Source organism: Flavobacterium sp., assembly GCF_965277525.1.
In the GTDB taxonomy this organism is placed as follows: Bacteria; Bacteroidota; Bacteroidia; order Flavobacteriales; family Flavobacteriaceae; genus Flavobacterium.
This window is the reverse complement of sequence record NZ_CBDIDC010000011.1, coordinates 525,017-544,525: the sequence shown is the minus strand read 5'-3', so window position 1 is coordinate 544,525 and position 19,509 is coordinate 525,017. Positions and strand designations below refer to the sequence as shown.

Annotated in this window: 17 protein-coding genes; 13 read left to right on the top strand and 4 right to left on the bottom strand. The window is 36.1% G+C overall.

The window, feature by feature from the left end:
- The first annotated feature begins 327 nt into the window (after positions 1-327).
- From ACQY44_RS22910 to pgl, 5 genes are all read left to right on the top strand, one after another.
- Positions 328-1,860 carry a sulfatase-like hydrolase/transferase gene (locus ACQY44_RS22910; RefSeq protein ID WP_428232597.1) on the top strand — a complete coding sequence of 511 codons (1,533 nt, stop codon included), beginning with the start codon at positions 328-330 and terminating at the stop codon, positions 1,858-1,860.
- 62 nt (positions 1,861-1,922) lie between these two features.
- Entirely contained in the window at positions 1,923-2,957 is a 1,035-nt protein-coding gene (locus tag ACQY44_RS22905) for a hypothetical protein (protein ID WP_428232596.1), read from the top strand.
- Positions 2,958-3,480: 523 nt separating this feature from the next.
- Positions 3,481-4,890: an NADP-dependent phosphogluconate dehydrogenase gene (gndA, locus tag ACQY44_RS22900; RefSeq protein WP_428232595.1), complete on the top strand. Its 1,410-nt coding sequence runs from the start codon at positions 3,481-3,483 to the stop codon at positions 4,888-4,890.
- A 27-nt stretch (positions 4,891-4,917) separates the two neighbouring features.
- Positions 4,918-6,456, top strand: coding sequence for a glucose-6-phosphate dehydrogenase (gene zwf, locus ACQY44_RS22895; protein ID WP_428232594.1), 1,539 nt, complete (start codon positions 4,918-4,920; stop codon positions 6,454-6,456).
- Entirely contained in the window at positions 6,437-7,153 is a 717-nt protein-coding gene (pgl, locus tag ACQY44_RS22890) for a 6-phosphogluconolactonase (RefSeq protein WP_428232593.1), read from the top strand. Before zwf ends, pgl begins: the two co-directional genes overlap by 20 nt.
- 69 nt (positions 7,154-7,222) lie before the next feature.
- Here pgl and ACQY44_RS22885 read toward each other — a convergent pair whose 3' ends face one another.
- Together ACQY44_RS22885 and ACQY44_RS22880 are read right to left on the bottom strand one after the other, a co-directional pair.
- Positions 7,223-7,675: a hypothetical protein gene (locus ACQY44_RS22885; protein WP_428232592.1), complete on the bottom strand. Its 453-nt coding sequence runs from the start codon at positions 7,673-7,675 to the stop codon at positions 7,223-7,225.
- A gap of 90 nt (positions 7,676-7,765) precedes the next feature.
- Entirely contained in the window at positions 7,766-8,401 is a 636-nt protein-coding gene (locus ACQY44_RS22880) for a hypothetical protein (protein ID WP_428232591.1), read from the bottom strand.
- A 403-nt stretch (positions 8,402-8,804) separates the two neighbouring features.
- On the opposite strand from ACQY44_RS22880, the gene ACQY44_RS22875 reads away from it, so the two are divergent.
- The 4 genes from ACQY44_RS22875 to ACQY44_RS22860 all read left to right on the top strand — a co-directional run bounded on the left by ACQY44_RS22875 (position 8,805) and on the right by ACQY44_RS22860 (position 12,192).
- A complete protein-coding gene (locus tag ACQY44_RS22875) occupies positions 8,805-9,026 on the top strand; it encodes a hypothetical protein (protein ID WP_428232590.1) in 222 nt (73 codons plus the stop codon).
- A gap of 204 nt (positions 9,027-9,230) precedes the next feature.
- Positions 9,231-9,713, top strand: coding sequence for a CAP domain-containing protein (locus tag ACQY44_RS22870; RefSeq protein ID WP_428232589.1), 483 nt, complete (start codon positions 9,231-9,233; stop codon positions 9,711-9,713).
- Between the two features lie 334 nt (positions 9,714-10,047).
- Positions 10,048-10,806: a GH12 family glycosyl hydrolase domain-containing protein gene (locus tag ACQY44_RS22865; protein WP_428232588.1), complete on the top strand. Its 759-nt coding sequence runs from the start codon at positions 10,048-10,050 to the stop codon at positions 10,804-10,806.
- A 213-nt stretch (positions 10,807-11,019) separates the two neighbouring features.
- Positions 11,020-12,192, top strand: a complete 1,173-nt coding sequence (locus tag ACQY44_RS22860) for an oxygenase MpaB family protein (RefSeq protein ID WP_428232587.1) — start codon at positions 11,020-11,022, stop codon at positions 12,190-12,192.
- A gap of 51 nt (positions 12,193-12,243) precedes the next feature.
- On the opposite strand, the gene ACQY44_RS22855 is transcribed toward ACQY44_RS22860, so the two are convergent.
- Both ACQY44_RS22855 and ACQY44_RS22850 read right to left on the bottom strand, forming a co-directional pair.
- Positions 12,244-12,597, bottom strand: coding sequence for a DUF1622 domain-containing protein (locus ACQY44_RS22855; protein ID WP_428232586.1), 354 nt, complete (start codon positions 12,595-12,597; stop codon positions 12,244-12,246).
- Between the two features lie 173 nt (positions 12,598-12,770).
- A complete protein-coding gene (locus ACQY44_RS22850; RefSeq protein WP_428232585.1) occupies positions 12,771-13,901 on the bottom strand; it encodes a patatin-like phospholipase family protein in 1,131 nt (376 codons plus the stop codon).
- A 636-nt stretch (positions 13,902-14,537) separates the two neighbouring features.
- On the opposite strand from ACQY44_RS22850, the gene ACQY44_RS22845 reads away from it, so the two are divergent.
- From ACQY44_RS22845 to vgrG, 4 genes are all read left to right on the top strand, one after another.
- Entirely contained in the window at positions 14,538-15,107 is a 570-nt protein-coding gene (locus ACQY44_RS22845; RefSeq protein WP_428232584.1) for a DUF4255 domain-containing protein, read from the top strand.
- A gap of 104 nt (positions 15,108-15,211) precedes the next feature.
- The gene (locus ACQY44_RS22840; protein ID WP_428232583.1) at positions 15,212-15,946 is read left to right on the top strand and encodes a hypothetical protein; all 735 of its coding nucleotides are present in this window, start codon (positions 15,212-15,214) and stop codon (positions 15,944-15,946) included.
- A 12-nt stretch (positions 15,947-15,958) separates the two neighbouring features.
- Positions 15,959-17,569 (top strand): phage tail sheath family protein, encoded by a 1,611-nt coding sequence (locus tag ACQY44_RS22835; protein WP_428232582.1) that lies wholly within the window; start codon positions 15,959-15,961, stop codon positions 17,567-17,569.
- A gap of 122 nt (positions 17,570-17,691) precedes the next feature.
- Entirely contained in the window at positions 17,692-19,494 is a 1,803-nt protein-coding gene (gene vgrG, locus ACQY44_RS22830; RefSeq protein ID WP_428232581.1) for a type VI secretion system tip protein VgrG, read from the top strand.
- Positions 19,495-19,509: the final 15 nt, after the last annotated feature.

Genomic DNA, 19,509 nt, shown 5'->3' with positions numbered 1-19,509 from the left:
TGAGTATTTCATTGTTTCAATTTCCTGACGGGAATTTTTGCATCAGGAAAAACGAAATTAAATGAACTACATATTTCTGTAAAACAGGTATTTATACGTTTTGCAGGCTCACTTTATTATTGTAATTTTATTCTTATTAATTGAAAATCATATTCATTACCTAATAAAGGTGCTGCTACTATTTCTGATTATTACCAGCCCTGTTCGATAAGAAAATTACATTCAATTTTATAAGAAGTTCCCGAATCCACTCCCTTTTAGATTACCCCATATCCTCATTAATGCTTACATAATAATATTTTTTTATTAATACTTAAACAACAAACAATGGACTTAAAAGAAAAACTGAACCAAATTGGCCAACAGCCGGACCTGATTCTTATTATTACAGATGAGCAGCGTGCTACTCAACATTTTCCACCCGGATGGGAAGAAGAAAATCTGCCTACCCTGACATTTCTAAAACAAAATGGTTTTAGTTTCGACAGAGCGTTTTGCAATACTTGCATGTGTTCTCCTAGTCGTGCAACCTTATTTACGGGGACCTATCCTGCCAAACATGGAGTAAGCCAAACCTTAACCGAAGGAGGTCTTTTATCTCCGCAAGAACCAACACTCAGTACTTCATTGCCCAATATCATGAATGTCCTTTGGGCAGAAGGATACGATGTGCAATACAGAGGCAAATGGCATATGAGCAAGGGAGTCGCGCCAAATGGCACGAGTACGAACTATGAAGATCTAACAGCTGCAGATATTTCATTATTTGGAGCAATGGGCTGGGTTGCGCCAGATGCCGGCGAAGATGTTAATCCGCTTAATTTTGGTGGCGGATATGCGAATCATGATGCAAAATACACCGCCGAGGCCATACAATATCTCAAACAAGTAAAAGTACAAAGAGCTGCAGGAAATCATAAACCGTACTGTCTTATTCTTTCACTTGTAAATCCGCATGATGTTTTAGCCTATCCAAAATCGGCAGGTACGTCAGGATATCATTCGTCAACCTGGTCAGGCAGAGAAATCGGGCTTCCGGCTACCGTTAATGAAAATTTGCTTGAAAATAAAAAACCAATGGCCCAGGAGCAAATTTTGCTCAATATGGCACTAAGCCTGGGCGAAATAACCACTCCGGAAGACAAACTGAACTATATCAATTTTTATGGTCACCTATTAAGTCATGTGGATAAGGAAATTGGATATCTGATCAAAGAGCTATACCAGGAAGATGAAGAGGGAAATAAACTGGCAGACTCTGCCATTGTTACTCTAACCTCAGATCATGGAGAAATGGGTCTGGCTCACGGAGGACTGCGCCAGAAAACTTTTGTCGCCTATGAAGAAGCGTTAAGAGTGCCACTTGTCATTTCAAATCCGGTACTATTCAAAGGCCATAATCTAAAACAGTCAATGGCATTGGCCACATTGGTTGATATTATGCCTACTTTTTTAGATATCGCCAATGTATCAAATCCGCCTACCGGACTTGCAGGTACCAGTTTACTGCCTGTAATGGAGAACAATACTCCCGTTCAGCATAGCATCTTATTCACTTATGACGATATAAAGGCTGGCTCTAATAGCAGCTGGACAGTTGTAAAAGCAGCTAATCGTATCCGTTGTATCCGGACAGAAAAATGGAAATTCGATTATTACTTTGATGCATCAACTGCTTATTTCAAACAATATGAAATGTATGATTTAATCAATGATCCATTAGAAATTACAAACCTTGCTTACGATCCGGGATACAGTGATATTAGAAGAGATTTAGAGGAGCAGTTGCATCAACTCGAAGTAGAAAAACTCTGGGTCAATATGCCAAAAGATGTTTACAGTACTACGACATTCAACTAAAAAACAGCTCTAAAATCTAAAAAGTACCCCATCAAATAAATAATAATAAAACCCCACGCATTATGTCACAAAATATAAATCTCGAAGTTAGTACAGTAAGTTATGCCGATTTTAATAATCCTGCCGGGCAGACTACAATACAAGGAATAAGAGGTGTCTCAGGATCTGAAAATGTATACATTTCAGGCAGTTTATTAGGCCAGAATGGAATTGTACAGGGATTGATTTATGAAGGAACACTTAAAGGAAATGGCAATGAAGGAAAATGGCATGTTGTTAATTTTCCAGGTACACCAGAAGCCACAGTAACCAACACTTCTTGCTACGGACCAAATAACGGACCTCACGGCACGATACAATTTGTTGGCTCTTATAAAATATCAGCTTCTACGGGTAAAGCACCAAGTGGCAACCTCGGATTTTATTATGAAGGTCCTATTGATGGTTCAGGAACCTGGGTTCAGGTCTTGCCTAATGGAGGAAATACGAATAATGTATTTGTTCACAGCGTAATGGGCGGCCTCGCTGTTGGAAATTATGATGTAGAAAATGATAAAAACGGATACGCATTTTTGTATGATATTGCCAATAAAGAATGTACAGAATTTCAATTGCCGGATTCATTAACGACTACGTTATATGGTATTTGGCATAATGGTGGTGAAAGTTATACCCTGGCGGGAGGATATACCAGTCCTAAATTAGGGAAGCTAAGTCAGGCTTTTCTGATTGATTATAATGCGACAACCAAAAAGACGAGTAACTTAAAATCTTTTAGTTACAAGAACGAAACCCTTCTATCCATAATAACTCATTTTGAAGGCATTACCGCATCTAAAGATCATGGATACAATATGCCCTCTGACTGGATTACTTTAGACGGGAAAAAAACCGGTGCGTCATTTGTTGCTGTATGTCGAAATTCAGACGGATCATTTGGAGAAGCAAATTGGATAGATCTTGAGTTTCCGGGAGCGAATGTTACCAGTGCTAATACCGCCTATAAAAATAATATATTAGGGGTTTATATTGCTGAAAATAGTGCTGATACCAAAACAGTATCTTCTTTTGTTGCGAAAGTAAATATTGAAGCATAAAATAATATCTCCTATTAAGAAACTTACTACTTTTCAGGCCAGAAACATTGAAGATAATAGTGAACCAAAAATTATTATTTGAAACAATTCTTCTGGCTTGTTAATTATATATAAGGAAATAATCTTCATTTCGTTTATAGTAATTACTTCTTAAACCTAATCACGAAAAGCTGTAGATCATTTTATTTTTCTGATCTGTGACATAAGGCAAAATATGAATGCCGGACTTGTCGTTTTTTACATTTAATTAAAAAGACAAATCCAATTGGCTTTTAAAGAGTCTTACAATTTAAATAAAACGTATTTTTTACACCAGAAAAACTATCATAATAAAGCCTTAAAGAGGACTATTAATCCTTTAATGTTTCACATTTTTCTTAACTTAGCACAGTAGATCTTAAAATATAAGATTAAAACAAACTTTGTTTTTCTGCAAAGAACTGAATGAAAAAGCCTTATTGTTTTTTTTCTTACTTTTTTTTGGAAAAAACATTTTTCTAATAATTTTAGTTAATTGAAAACTATGAACAAATTTGATTTTGGAATTGTAGGACTCGGTGTAATGGGCCGTAACTTACTTTTGAATATTGCGAGCCATAACTTTGCGGCAGCAGGCTTAGATTTAGATACTGAAAAAGTTAACTCTCTTCAGCAGGAAGCCGATCCTGATCATAGAATTGAAGCTACGACAGATGTTAAGCATTTTGTTGGGCTTATACAACAGCCAAGAGCTATTATGCTGCTGGTTCCTGCCGGAAAACCTGTTGACAGTGCCATTGCCAGTTTACTTCCTCATCTGGACAAAGGTGATATTATAATTGATGGCGGTAATACTTATTTTACGGATACAGACAGAAGATTTTTGGAATTATCGGCTAAGGGAATTCATTTTTTTGGAATGGGAATTTCAGGAGGTGAAAAAGGCGCCAGATTTGGTCCTGCTATGATGCCTGGTGGTGATCAGAAAGCATACGAAAGACTTCGTCCTATTTTTGAAGCCATTGCGGCAAAAGTAGATGGAGAACCTTGTGTAGAATATTTAGGAAACGGATCTGCCGGTAACTATGTAAAAATGGTGCACAACGGAATCGAATACGGAATCATGCAACTGATCTCTGAGATCTATGACCTGATGAAAAGAGGGTACAATCTGGATGAAGATACCATTCAGCAAACTTTTGAAGAATGGAACCAAACGGATCTTAAATCGTATTTGATCGAAATTACCGGAAACATACTGAAGGAAAAAGACAAAGACGGCAGCAGGCTGATCAATAAAATCTCGGACTGGGCAAAATCTAAAGGAACAGGAAAATGGACTTCTCAAAATGCAATGGATTTGCAGGTACCCGTTCCTACTATCGATGCAGCAGTTGTTATGCGCGATATGTCTAAAACCAAACCGGAAAGAATTGAGGCCGCCACTAAATTAGTCTGGAAAACCAACGATGAAACGAATGTAAATACAAGCGAAGCAATTGCAGCATTAAAATCAGCACTTTACTTTTCTATGGTAGTCACTTATGCCCAGGGATTAGCACAGCTTCATACTGCGTCTAAAGAATACAATTACGGACTGAATCTGGAAACTGTTGCCAAAATATGGCGCGGAGGCTGTATTATTCGTGCCAATGCTTTAGAAGATTTTAGAAAAGCATACGCAGCAAAAGCAGATTTACCAAATTTACTTTTAGATTCGGGAATTGCTTCCAAATTAACAGAGAATCAGGCAGGAATAAGAACCGTTGTTCAATATGCTGTTCAAAAAGGATTACCTGTAGCGGGGCTTATGAATTCATTAGCTTATTTTGATGCCTACAGATCTGAAAACCTTCCAACAAATCTAATTCAGGCACAACGTGACTATTTTGGAGCTCATACCTACGAACGTATTGATACCACTGGTGTTTTTCACACACAATGGTCTGAATAAAGAACTTTAAGCAACACAACATACAAAATGAATAAGTTCAAAAATATAAATCCAACAATCATTGTTATTTTTGGAGGAACCGGAGATCTCGCAAAAAGAAAACTCTTTCCTGCATTTCAAAATCTGTATCTTGACGGTCGTATGTCAGAGAAGTTTCAGATTATCGCACTGGGAAGAGCTGAGAAAAGCGATGAAGAGTTCCGTAGCTATGTCTTAGAAAATCTAAATACTTTTTCAAGAAAAAAAGGTCTTTCTGACCCTCAAACACAAAAATTTCTATCTCATATCACCTATCATAGTCTTGATATTGACAAAGAAGAGTCTTATCAAAGTTTAAGCAAAAAGATAGAGGGTATTGATGAGGTGTTTGGAGAACGTGCCAATCGTCTTTTTTACCTTTCCATCACTCCTTCTTTTATCACTACCATCTCTAGTAACATCAAAAAAATCGGACTTGCCGGTAATGCCAAGCAAGATCGTATTATTATTGAAAAACCCTTTGGTTACGACAAAACTTCTGCAATTGCGCTTAATGAGATGCTTTCGCATACTTTCAAAGAAGAACAGATTTACAGGATCGATCATTACTTAGGTAAAGAAACCGTTCAGAACATTCTTGCTTTCCGTTTTGGAAATTCAATGTTTGAGCCTTTATGGAGCCGTAACTTTATTGATTTTGTTCAAATCACAGTAGCCGAAGAAGTGGGTGTCGAAGAACGTGGCGGGTTTTATGAGGGAGTCGGTGCTTTAAAAGATATGATTCAGAACCATTTGCTTCAAATTTTATGCATGACTGCTATGGAAGCTCCCGCTTCATTAGAAGCAGATGATATCCGAAACCGTAAAGCAGATGTCTTAAAATCTATTCGTCGCATCAAACCGGATGAAGTGGATCACTACGTTGTCAGAGGGCAATACGATGCAGGTGTTATAAAAGGAAATTCGGTTCCGGGATACCGCCAGGATAAAGGAATTGCTCCGGATTCTAAGACAGAAACGTATGTGGCCATGAAAATTTATCTGGATAACTGGAGATGGCAGGGAATTCCGTTTTACCTGCGTACAGGAAAAAGAATGGAAGAAAAGCAATCTTCAATTATCATACAATTTAAACCTGTTCCGCATTCTGCCTTTTCTTATGGAAAAGAAGGTATGACACCCAACAGGCTAATTATCAATATTCAGCCGGCAATGGATATTAAGCTGCAATTTATGACCAAAAAACCAGGCCTGTCACTTTCTTTGAGACCGGCAGAGATGGTATTTGATTATTTCTCCTGCTCTACCATGTCCCCGGAAGCTTATGAAACGTTAATCGCTGATGCTTTGGCAGGTGACCCTACCCTATTCATGAGATGGGATCAGGTTGAACAGGCATGGGATGCTATTGATACTATTCAGCAGGTATGGAAAACGATACCACCAACCAATTTCCCTAATTATAAAGCAGGAAGCTGGGGACCTGAAGAAGCTGACGAATTATTGGCCCGTCAGGGACATGCCTGGATTCAAAATACACAAAGTAATATAAAAGAAGATATTTTAGATGATACAGATATACAATAGTACAGAAGAAATCAATACTACAGCTGCAGATCTTTTTGTAGCTGCAGCACAACAGGCAATTGCTAAAAAAGGCAAATTTACAGCTGTACTTACCGGAGGTTCATCTCCTGCAGGAATTTACAAATTATTAGCCTCTGACGATTACAAAACTAAAATAGACTGGAGTAAAGTGTTCATATTCTGGGGCGACGAACGCTGGGTGCCTCTTCATGATGACCTTAGTAACGCAAAAATGTCTTATGCTACATTACTAAGCCACGTTCCTATTCCAAAAAGCAACATATTCGAGATGTACAAAGAGGGTGTCACGGCTGAAGAGTATGCTATTACCTATGAACAGTCTATTAGAAAAGTTCTGGGAGATGAAGGAAAATTTGATCTTATCTTATTAGGAATGGGCGATGACGGTCATACAGCCTCTCTTTTTCCTGGTCAGGAAGTATTAAAAGAACAAAATAAATGGGTGGCTGCCTACTATCTGGAGCCTCAAAAGATGTATCGCATTACGCTTACTGCACCGCTAATCAACAAAGCTGAAAAGATTATTGTTGTGGCCTTTGGGGAGAAAAAAGCGCCTGCATTAAAAGAGGTAACAACTGGAACTTATAATCCTGCAACTTACCCGATGCAGTTAATTAAACCCGTTTCCGGAGAATTATTATTTCTTGTAGATAAAAGTGCTGCCGGCACGAAATAAGATTCTTTTTAAGCTCAATAAAAAAAAGTTTATACTTTACAGTATAAACTTTTTTTGTTGAAAATGATCTTACATTTCGTTCAGTTCATTGAACTCGTGTAACGATTTTAATGTGTTTTCGTAAAACAATATTGCTGCAATAAGATTTCCTTTATCAGAATAAGGCATCATCTTTCTTTGGAACCCTACTGTTATATCTAAAAAATCAGTAGTTCCTACTGCCTGAGCATCTAATACTTTTTTGTGCTCAGCATCGTCAGGAATACCTAAATCTGACATGGTTACACCTGGTTTGGTAACTAAGGCGATGTAAGGAAGTGTTTTTACTAAAACTTTAATACGCTCAATATACAATTCTAAAAGTTCTCCTTTTTGCATACCACTCAGTTCTTTTTGATCATGGTATTTACGGATTAAAGCTGTTGTACTGATAATACTTCTTGGAGCATTTTTTGCCTGTGCTGAAATAGCACCGGTTGTCAAGAAGAAAAGTGCACTTAGTAAAATAATTTTGCTCTTCATTTTTTTTATTTAGTTGGTTGTTGATAAAAACAAAAATATATAAATTAACTTAAATTGCAACTTTATTTTTATCGTTTTCTTTTTAATCGCTTATGACTTGATTATTCTAAAGCGCCCCGGATACTTTATCCATATACTTTTTTTGTTCCCGTAATAGTCCATAAATTCCTCGCAAACAAAAACGGCATGTGCTGTTGACCATGCCACAACCCCGCAGAATTCACTTCCGGATTGTCGCTTTAACTTTTCTATTTGCTTGCCTTTTTTGAATCCTAAATATTTGTAAATGGTTGGGGTATATACTGCTCCATCTTCTAAAGCCTCTAATGCTTTATCAAAAGTGGCCTCCTTGTCAATAATTTGCTTGTATTTTGCCATCACTGCATAAGTCAATATGGCATAATCTGTTATTTCTTCGCTCTCGCAATTGTCTTTGATAAATACAAAATCAGCTGATACCTTCGCTTTATTTATTTCATCTTCTTTGAGATTAAATGTGGCGTTATTTTTTAATGTAATAGTATATGAATTGTCACTTATTTTTTCAGTTACAAAAAGATTATCTAATCCATACACATTTAAAGAGGCTTTAATAAAAGCAATCGACGAACAATTGGTACGTTCTCCCTGTTTAAAACTTTCGAATATTTTATCTGAACTCAATTGTGAGTAAGAATTTGACGAGACAAACATTAAAAATAAAAATATTGAACTAACAGATTTCATTGTTTTTGGATTTTATGATTATTTCCCCAACTGATTTGAGAATATATAGATTTTACAAATCTATAAAAATCAAGTCGTAGTTGTTTTTTACTTCATCACTTTTTATTAAAAAAAATTGCAATTGAAAAATGAACTACTTTCTGTTTGAAAACCTGAAAGGTGCCTAAAACATTAGTAATTTGTATTTCATTCAACCTCAGTATCATAATTTTAATAATGCGAACTACCGCTCCAATATTAATCGTAAAAATGACAGCAAATATTTTTGTACTATATTACTGTAGTTTAATTGAAAAATTTGATTAAATTTATATGTTAATTTGATAACAAAAACGGATTATGATGTAACTTAAACGTATTGCTAAACCACTAATTTTGAGATAAATACCTAAACACTCAAGTCATGAAGAATTCAAATAATTTTCAAAGTGAGAACCTTAAAAAATGCCCGTATCAATGCAAGGTTTACGCAACAGACAATATTGATTTAATCTATGTAAAATCTTATCGGGGAGACTGGGGACACTGGGATGACAAACCGGATCATTCTTATCAGGATCAAAGCTGTATTGAAAAGACGGTAAGCGAAAGTACTGGAGATGCAGATGGTATGGCAAGCATCTAGCAGTTTATAAGGCTAAACAATAAAAAACTCCATTTGACATGGAGTTTTTTATTGCTATAAATTTTGTAATGAAATACAAACTACTGGCTATAGCGAGGTAATTTTGAATGGTTAGTCCGAAATTTTAGTAGCGAACGTTAACTTTTGAAAGTCTTCAAAATAAAAAAACGAATATCTTTATATTCTCATTAAGAATCATTTGCTATGTTTTCAAAACATTTTATTATTGTCATTTTAACGGTCTTTTTATTCCTGTCTTGTGATAACGATAGTGATACACCTGTGGTTATTGATACCAACGTTACTGCTACTGTTTTGGCCGAAATGAACAAGCTTAGAGCAACGGGATGTAAATGTGGCACCGAAGACATGCCTCCTGTTCCGCCATTGGTAAGCAATTCGATATTAACACAAACTGCAATCTATTACGCCCATGATATGAATGTACGGGATTTTTTTTCGCACATATCCCCGGAAGGTACCAGTCCTATACAAAGAGCTTTTACCTTTGGTTATACCGGTAAATACGTAGGCGAAGTAATTGCCCGTAATTATAATACTCCCGCCGAAGTTGTACTAGGATGGAAAAATAGCGAAGACCATTGCAAAGCTATGATGAGTGGCACTTATATAGAAATGGGTGCTGGAAAATCAGGAAATACATGGGTTGCCAATTTAGGAAAGTAAACTATTTTCTTTACCAAAAACATATTCAACTGTACTACAACACATTAACCAACAATTACTCTTCTCTAGCGATCATCAAAATAACAGAATTATTCTTACTATATTAAGAATAAGACCATTTTATTTTTTATAAATTAAAGTATTCTCAGTTTTTTATTTTATTTATGGTCAATTTTACCATAACTAAAAATCAAATTTGCATTTTTATAAAGGATAGTTATTTTTTTATGATTATAATTAAAAAATTAGGGGTATAATTAATAAATATCACGGTAAATACTTAATTATTAATACATTAGTGCAACTTTATTAATTAACCTTAAACTAAAATTTTATGAAAAAATCAATTTTATTTGTAGTATTAAGCCTTCTGTTTATGAGTTGCGAAACAACAGAGTTAAACAAAGACCCCGAAGTAAAAGCGGCATGGTCGTCCTCTGATCAATATGCGAGTTGGTCTAATGGAGGTTATACTGTGTACAACAACATATGGGGCTCCGGTGCCGGAAGCCAGTCTATATGGGCAAATAGTTATAGTAATTGGGGACTTTGGGCCAATCATCCCAATACAGCGGGAATTAAATCCTATCCAAATTCGACCAAATATGTGGGTAAAGTATTGAGTGCCATCAGCACGCTTAGCACCAGTTTTAATGCTACTACCCCAAGTGGAGGGGCCTGGGTATCAGCTTATGATCTTTGGGATAGTAATAAAGCCAATGAAATAATGCTATGGCTGAATTATACCGGAAATTCTGATGGTTCAGGAAATGTAAAACCAATTTCTTATAATTATTCCTCCAGTGGTGCTGCAGTTCCGGTCTATACCAACCAAAGCATTGGTGGTCATACCTGGAACGTATTTAGAGGAAACAATGGTTCTAATAATGTGTATTCTTTCTTGCGTACAACAAAAACCAATAGCGGGACAATTGATGCAAAAGCCATTTATAATTGGATAAAAGATAAAGGATGGTTTGGCAATGTTACAGTTGGAGACATACAGTATGGTTTTGAAATCTCATCCTGCTATGGTACAAATGGAGCCGGGGTAAATTTTACCTGTAACAGCTACTCTGTTACCAGCAATTAATTTATACAAAAATATTTATAACAGACTCAATCCAACAATTGAGTCTGTTTTTTTTTTTGTTCACTATGTGATGGTTTATGCCAAGATTAAATTCGCTCTAAATTCTAATAAAAAAGCAAAAATTCTTTTCAATAGTATTGAAGCTTATTTTTTTGTACTTTAGGTTAAACCATTAGGCAAGCAAAAGGTACTTGTCTGTTTAATCTACATCATATGGATCATCACATCAGGACATTTTGGGATAAAGGCAATGGAAATGACCTCATCAGTTGGTCAGGTGCAACGATCAATCCTGATCATACGGACTATTATAAACCAATGAAATTGGAATATGATACTTTGGGAGATCTTGCTGCCAAAGAAATTTTTGCCAACCGCAATTTCGAACAAGCCTATTCTTATATCCAGCAATTATCCCGCACTATTATAACGCCTACTGATATACTGCCTGATAATATAAAAAAAATGATGCTTCAGATGCAGGAAATTCCGCCTTGGCTGGATCATAATCTCATTGTTGCAGGCTGTGAGCTTTCTATGCGTAGCGGTACAAACGCACTTATTTCACTTCGGGATTATAGCCTCATGGGCGGGTACGACTATGCGTATCTCAATAAAGCACTTGTGTATACCGGTGCATTAAAAAAAGGCGCCGCAAAAAGAATAACGGACACCTTAGATTTCTGGACGCATGTAACACGCAATAATGCATTAGAAATTAATCATGATGGTTATCAGTATGCTTTCAGAACCAGAATGATACATTGTTTTTCCAGAATAATGATTAAAGAAAAGCATCCTGCCTGGGATAAAGAAACCTGGGGAGAGCCCATTAATTTTGCCGATATGGTCGCTACCAGTATTGGGTTCAGTCTTATATTCCTGCATGGACTTCATAAACTTGGTCTTGATATCTCGCAAAAGGAAGAATTGGGAGTTTTTCATCTCTGGAAATACATAGGCTACCTGCTTGGTCTCCCAACAGAATACCTGCCAAATAATAAAAAAGAAGCGACAGAAATGTTTTATTTGTGGACTACTTCTCAGGCTGCTGCCGATGAAGATTCTGTAATGCTGGCAAAAGCTTTAGAAAATGAATCTTTAGCCTCTAATATTTTCCAAAAAGCATATCAGAAGAATTTCCTTAATTATTTGCACACTAGTTTTGTCCGATTTCTGGTAGACAAGGAAACCTGTGAGAGACTTCAGATTTCTAAAATCCGAATGCCGTATTTTTTCCCCCGATTTCGAAAAATGCGAAATATCCTTTACCAGAAACTAATTTCAAGTAGCGACAAAAATTACAAACGTTCTGTATATCTCGGTAATTTAATTCAGGTAAAGATCTCCAAAGAATACCTGAAAGCAGGAAATAGCACCAGTTAATCGGGTACTACTTTTAGCAACACTCCTGAATTAAATTGAAAGTCCCAATTTTTATTCGATTAGATCTTTACCCTTCTGCCACGGAAATCTTCCTTCGATCTCTACTTCAAGTGACAGACTCAAAAAGGTTCTGATCAAAACAATTACCGCTAATGAAAGAACGCGGTCCATTGTAGGTTCTGTGACTACAGTACCTATAATATCTCCGGCTACTAAGATTTCTAAACCCAGCAAAATACCTTTACCCAGTTCTTGTCTTAAGATCTTATAAGATCGTGGAACCGTATTTTGTAATGTAAAAATAAACTTGCCCATTGCCAGCACTGTACCGATAATTATGGTGATAATACCGGCGATCTCAATTCCTTTGGCTACATATTCAATGTATAATTTTATTTCATCCATTTTTATCCTGATTAAAATGTTCCATTTAGTACGCAATCTAAAATACCTTAAATAGCCTGAATTTGATGTGTTTTATTGCATTAATTTCAAACAGATAAAATACGAATGTTTCTGCAAAGAATAAAGAAACATTCGCACTATAACTTTATACTGGTATTTCTATAAAGAAAAATCTATAGATTAGACGTCAGTTCATTCACAATTTGCTCAAAAATACTACTGCCTTCGGGACTGTTAAGATAATCCGATGCGCTTGTAATTAGAGATTCAACATTTGACGGGTCTACATTATCCATTTGAGATTGGGCTTGTGCAATTGGCGGCTCTAGTCGGTAATATGATAATCCCGAATTCGTCAATCCTATTAATTGCTGACTTGATACCAATTGAACCGCTTCTGTAATTATTTTTATAATGGCAGCGTCGCCATTTTCTATACCCGCTAAATCATCTAAATCACTAGCCATCCAGGGCGCAACACCCCAATTTCCATTATCAGGATCCAAACCTCCCTGATCTACTGTAACCAATCCTGCTCCGGCCGGATAAGAACCGGTTCCTAATGACACTAAGACGATATCACTTAAAGAACTCGCTAATCCGGTTCTAAAAGCTTCGCTAATAGACCATATGGCGGGATTATTAGACATTACTCCGCCGTCCAGCGCCCATCTTTCATTTGCAGCTGAATTTGGTCCCTGATTACCGCCTACATGGGCAACAGGAAAATAGGTTGGAGCTGCACTTGTGGCTCTTGCTGCCTCCCAGACATAATAATCATCTGACGGATAATCTGAAGCATCTAACCAGTTAAATAAATAAGGGCCATAATCACTTCCTTTTTGTGGATTGTTAATGATGCCCCCGTTACTATTTATGGTATAACTGGTTGTAAAAACATGTTTTGTTCTTCCATTCAACACTTCCTTCATATTATTTTTTGCATCATTGAGAGAAGACCACAGATAGGTACTTTGCAAATAAGGTTCTATGCCATTTCCTTTGCCGTCATCTCCATAGTAATGTGATACATATTTGAGCTCCTCAAATTCTTGCGATACAAAAATTTTATCACCATCAGTACTGTAGATTCTTAATACCTCTGATGCTGTTAGAGGCACTGTTTCGTTTATTGGAGAAGTCAGAGCAGTGGCAATAATCCCTCCTGTAGAAGTCCCGCCTATAATATCAAATATCTGATAACAAGGCAGTCCCATAGTACTTTCTAATTGTGTAAGAAAATAAGACGGTATTATTCCTTTTATACCACCTCCGTCAACTGCTAAAATTAAAATTTTACTCATATCATTTTATTTTATAATTTAATTTATTTTACCACAATAAATAGTATAATTCTGATAATCAAAGATATAAAATATACTCAAATGCTTATAAGTAGAAATACCTATTTAAATTTGGGCTTTAGTTTTTTGAAAAATACGCTTTTGACAGAATAAAAAAACAGCCTTTTTTATCTTTTACAGGCTTCAAAAAAACAAAACACACAATAGTATTAGTGGTATTATCTTATATTTTTTATAAATTTATAAGCCAAATAATACAAGCCCTATTGCTTTCATAAAACTCTTACGTATAACTTATACCAAAAAGGGTTTTATGACATGAAAAATCCATATTATAACATATTTTTCTTTTTATAAGCCCTCCGTATTTAATTTTAAACGAGATTAAAAAATACATAACTGAGCAATAAATAGTATTTCAAATATGCCCCAGAAAAAGTCTGTAGTAATAGAATGTGACGATGTCAAAAGGGTATTGAATACAATAATCACTATAACTAATTTTAGGTTTTCTGCTGTATCCGTTTCAACTGAAACCAATCTGAACAATACCGTGAATTCATTAGATATTGATTTAGTTATTTTGGGATTTAAAAAGAATCTGTCCATTTTTAATGAAACTAATTTCAAATTGCTATGATAGAAAAATCCCTTCAATTTACCAGTAAAGTACTCGGACAGTTTTTTAGAAACCGTTTTAGTCTGGATGAAGAAAAAATAGTCCTTAATTATCTTGTTGAGCCCAATGGTTCATTACCACAGGTGAATCAAAACAAAGTAGTTGTGTCCCTAATTAATATAGAGAAAGAAACCAATCAGCCTTCTTATGTTAGAAGTAAAAAATTAGAAAACGAAAATTATTCTGGTTTTAATCCTATCGAAAGATACACTCTAGACATACTCATTAGCAGTAATTTTGACAATTATAGCGAATCTTTACAATTTTTGGATGCTGTTATTTATTTTTTTCACGTTAATAATTCTTTAGATCCTTCCTCCTTTGCTGCCTTTCCTGCAGGTTTGACAAAACTGGAATTTGAATATGAAAAAATTTCTTCTGATCAAATGCACCATTTATGGACAGCAATGGGGGCAAAATACCGGCCTTCTGTAATTTATAAGATGAGATTGACACAAGTTCAGACTCCTGAAATCACAGAAACTATTCCTGCTTTAAAAGGTATAAATGATGATCTCGCCAAATGATACACAGCAATTATATAAAGATATTTAGTGTTTTGGCGTCCCATACTTTCTTTGAGGACAATAAATGCGATTGCCTGCAATTTATGCCTGAAAATAAAACTGAAATGCTACTGAAGAAAAATGGTTTTATACTACATCCTTCTTCTAATGGATTTGAAGTGTTGTATAATTCCTCAGTACCCATAAACACTATGTTGGATTATATATCTAAAACTAGTTCGCAGGATTATTTCGAATTCAACATGCAATCCAGTAATCTTAACTTCTATTTTTTTACAGCGTTACCCATTAACTGGTTTGGGTTAATTACGTATACAAGTCATAATAATAATAATAATAATAATAATAACGGAACTATAACACTCCTTGAAACCTTAGAGACCAAGCAGTCAAATTCTTTTACAGGCAATCTGAAAATTTATTTTGAAGACCTGAAAAAATTCCTCAACAACTCAAGTCCTGTACTTTTTGAAATAATTTTTAAAGCAAGAGAAACGCAATGGTACTATTATGTCATTAATAAAAATGATGTTTTATTAAACAATGCTGCCATTACCGAAAAAGGCATCGTACAGTTTGACGGTCCTACCAAAGTAACACTTCAAACCGGGGAACAGGCCTTGCTTTTTACCTCAAATAATAAACATATTTCTCTTAGCGAGAAACCCAAATTCAAATTTGATCTGATCAATACTAGTGGCAGAAAGGAATTGAGCCCAGACAATATAAATGCTAAAATAATTATTAAAAGTCTACCCGTTCCTGATGTTTCCCGAATGACAATAATTCAAAATAGCCAGGGTGGTCAAGTGGTGTCGCCAATGTATATCTATCTGTAAAAACAAATAAAAATGAGCCCTAAATCAAAATCAACAAATTTAGCTACCATTCAGACTCCCGGTGTTTACATTCAGGAGTTAAATGCTTTTCCAAATTCGGTTACAGGAGTGGCTACAGCGGTACCAGCGTTTATAGGATACACGCCAAAAGCTTCTTACTTAGGAAAATCGTATACGAAGATCCCTGTAAAAATCAGTTCGTTTGCTGAGTTTACTACTTATTTTTGCCTGCCAGATCCTCAGCAACCAACAAATCAGACGAAACAGTATAGTCCTCAATATTATTTAGTACAACAAAAAAGTCAACCTGTTAAGGGCGATTATATCTTAAATAATGGATCTTATTACTCGATAGTTCCGGATCCGAGTACTATTTATTATTTGTACAATAGTGTAAAACTCTTTTATGAAAACGGCGGTGGAGATGCCTACATTGTATCTGTTGGGCCTTACGGACCAGCTTCTCAAAAACCAATGGCACCGGATGCTCCTCTTGTAAACGCAAACGTACAGTTGAACGATTTGCAAAAAGGTCTTTATGCCTTATTAAACGCACAAGAACCAACAATGTATATTTGTCCTGAGGCTACTTTGCTAAACCTTGAGGACAATGGTACACTTATGCAGGATATGTTGAATCAGGCCAGTACTTTGATGACCAGCGTATGTATTTTTGATATCATTGGAGGAAATGCACCAGATCCTGTTTTGTACAAACAGGATATTGCAAATTTCAGGGCGCATACAGGCATGAATGGACTAAGCTACGGAATAGCGTATTACCCTTTTATAGGAACTAATCTAATGCAAAATACAGCTATTGATTATACCAATTTGTTTGGTGGTGACTTTAAACAATTAGAATCTATAATTAACCCGTCAAGTGCTCCCAACCCGGATATTACTGCAATTCTTAACAACATTCGAAATCCGGAAAGCGGTCTGACTATTGCTCAAAATAATAATGCACTTATGAATGCAAGTTCTCTCTATTCCTTAATTATAAATCATGTACTGGCCAACGCTAATATTCTTCCGCCAAGCGGTGGAATGGCAGGTGTTATTACGGCAACCGATACCAACACAGGTCCTTGGCAAGCACCTGCAAACACCTCTATTGCCGGAGTAATATCATTACCTATTGCCCTTTCAGACAGTCAGCAAGGTCCTTTGAATGTCGATGCCGTTAGCGGTAAATCCATAAATGTTATCCGTTCCTTTAACAGTCTGGGAATTTTAGTCTGGGGAGCAAGAACTTTAGATGGAAATAGTCCGGACTTTAAATATATTTCTGTAAGGCGAACCCTCGTTTATCTGGAACAGTCTTGCAAATTTGCCATTCAGCCTTTTATTTTTGCGCCTAATGACCAAAATACCTGGGTAGCTGCTACTTCAATGATAAGTGATTTCCTTACTTCTGTCTGGAAACAGGGTGGTTTACAGGGGGCAAGTCCAAAAGATGCTTTTCAGGTTATTTGCGGATTAGGTCAGACGATGAACGGCGAAGATATTCTAAATGGGTACATGATAGTCCTTATAAAAGTCGCCCTTATTCGTCCTGATGAATTCATTACCCTTACAGTTCAACAGCAAATGAAACATCTTGCTAACAAAGAAACTTGAAGCATCGCAATTAATAATTAAAAAAAAGAATAGCCTTAACTAAATTCAACAACGTCAACAAATTTAGACATCTAAATGGTAGTAATAAACTAATACTTTAATCATAATTCAATCCCAACTCCATGGCCACATCAAAAGAAATGTCAAACGAAGATTTAGTAATCTCCTACTCTATTAAAATTAACGGAAGTGCAATTCCGGATGAGATTAGCATAGTATCTGTCTATGTCGAAAAAAAAGTAAACCGAATCGCTACGGCTAAAATTGTGATTTTAGACGGTGAGGCCAGCACGGGCAATTTTGACATAAGTTCCTCATCTGTCTTTTTACCCGGTGCAGTAGTTCGTATAGAAGCCGGATATGATGGTTTTAATAACATTATTTTTGAGGGAATAATCATGAGCCAATCCCTTAGTATTGATGAATTAAGTGGGTCAATACTGGAAGTTGAATGCCGTGATCCTGCAATAAAAATGATCGTAGGAAGAAAAAGTCTTACTTATGCCAATAAAAAAGACAGTGAAATCATTTCATCCATTATAGCACAATATTCAGGACTAACTTCAAACGTGGCTGCTACCACTACTGTATGGCCGGAACAAGTGCAATATTATGTAACCGACTGGGATTATATTCTGGCTCTTGCTGAAGCAAATGGATTGATTGTAACAACTATAAACGGCAAAATTTCTGTGAATGCACCCAACAGTGATACGACATCTGTACTGACTGTAACGTATGGAGATAACTTACTGCATTTTAATGCTAAATTAAACGCTGAGACGCAGTTAGGAAATGTAACTTCGAATAGCTGGGATTATAAAAATCAAGTTGTTATAAAGGGTCAGGCAGCACCCAATGAACAAGGAGCCGGAAATCTATCGTCTCAAAAACTATCCGAAGTTGTGGGTTTATCAGCTTTTCAATTGCAAACTTCGGCCTCATTAGATACTAAAGATTTAAATAATTGGTCTAAAGCACAAATGCTAAAAAGTGAATATTCTAAAATAACAGGGGAAGCTAAATTTCAGGGAAGCAGTTTGGCTGAACCCGGGAAACAGATAACTTTTCAGGGACTTGGTACCCGATTTAACGGTGATTACCTCATCTCAGGAGTGGTTCATGATTTTTCGCAGGGAAACTGGGTATCCGAAGTTTCTTTTGGTCTTTCGCCACTTTGGTTTACCGAAGAGCCTGATGTCATGGCACCCGCCGCTTCCGGTTTAATTCCCGGAGCAAGAGGCCTTTTTAACGGAACGGTAAAAAAAATGTCCGGAGATCCGGATTCTCAATACCGAATTCTTGTAGACGTTCCTTTATTCGATAGTAACGGAGCAGGTATTTGGGCAAGACTTTCTAACTTTTATGCTACCAATGATGCCGGAGCTTTTTTCCTTCCCGAAGTGGGAGATGAAGTTATTCTTGGCTTTTTGAACGAAGATCCGCGTTATCCCGTAATTCTGGGAAGCTTATACAGCAATACCAAAATAAAACCTTTCAAAGACTTAGCGCCCGACGATAAAAATTCAAAAAAAGCCATTGTTTCTAAATCCGGGATATCTATAGAATTTGATGATGAAAACAAAATCTGGACCGTTGCTACTCCTAATAAAAACACCATTATTATAAGTGATAAAGACAAAAAAATTACGATTAATGATGAGAATAAAAACAGTATCGTAATGTCTGGTAATGGTATTGATATGACAAGCCAAAAAAACATCAACATCTCAGCTCAGCAAAATGTTACAATCAAAGGAATGCAAGGCGTTGCCATCGAATCCAATAACGGTGATGTTACCACAAAAGGAATAAATATCAAAGAAAACGCCGATAACCAATATAATGCGCAAGGCGGGCAAACAGCTCAGGTATCAGGCGGAATGCAATTGACGCTGAAAGGTGCTATGGTAATGATCAACTAATAAATGCATAACGCT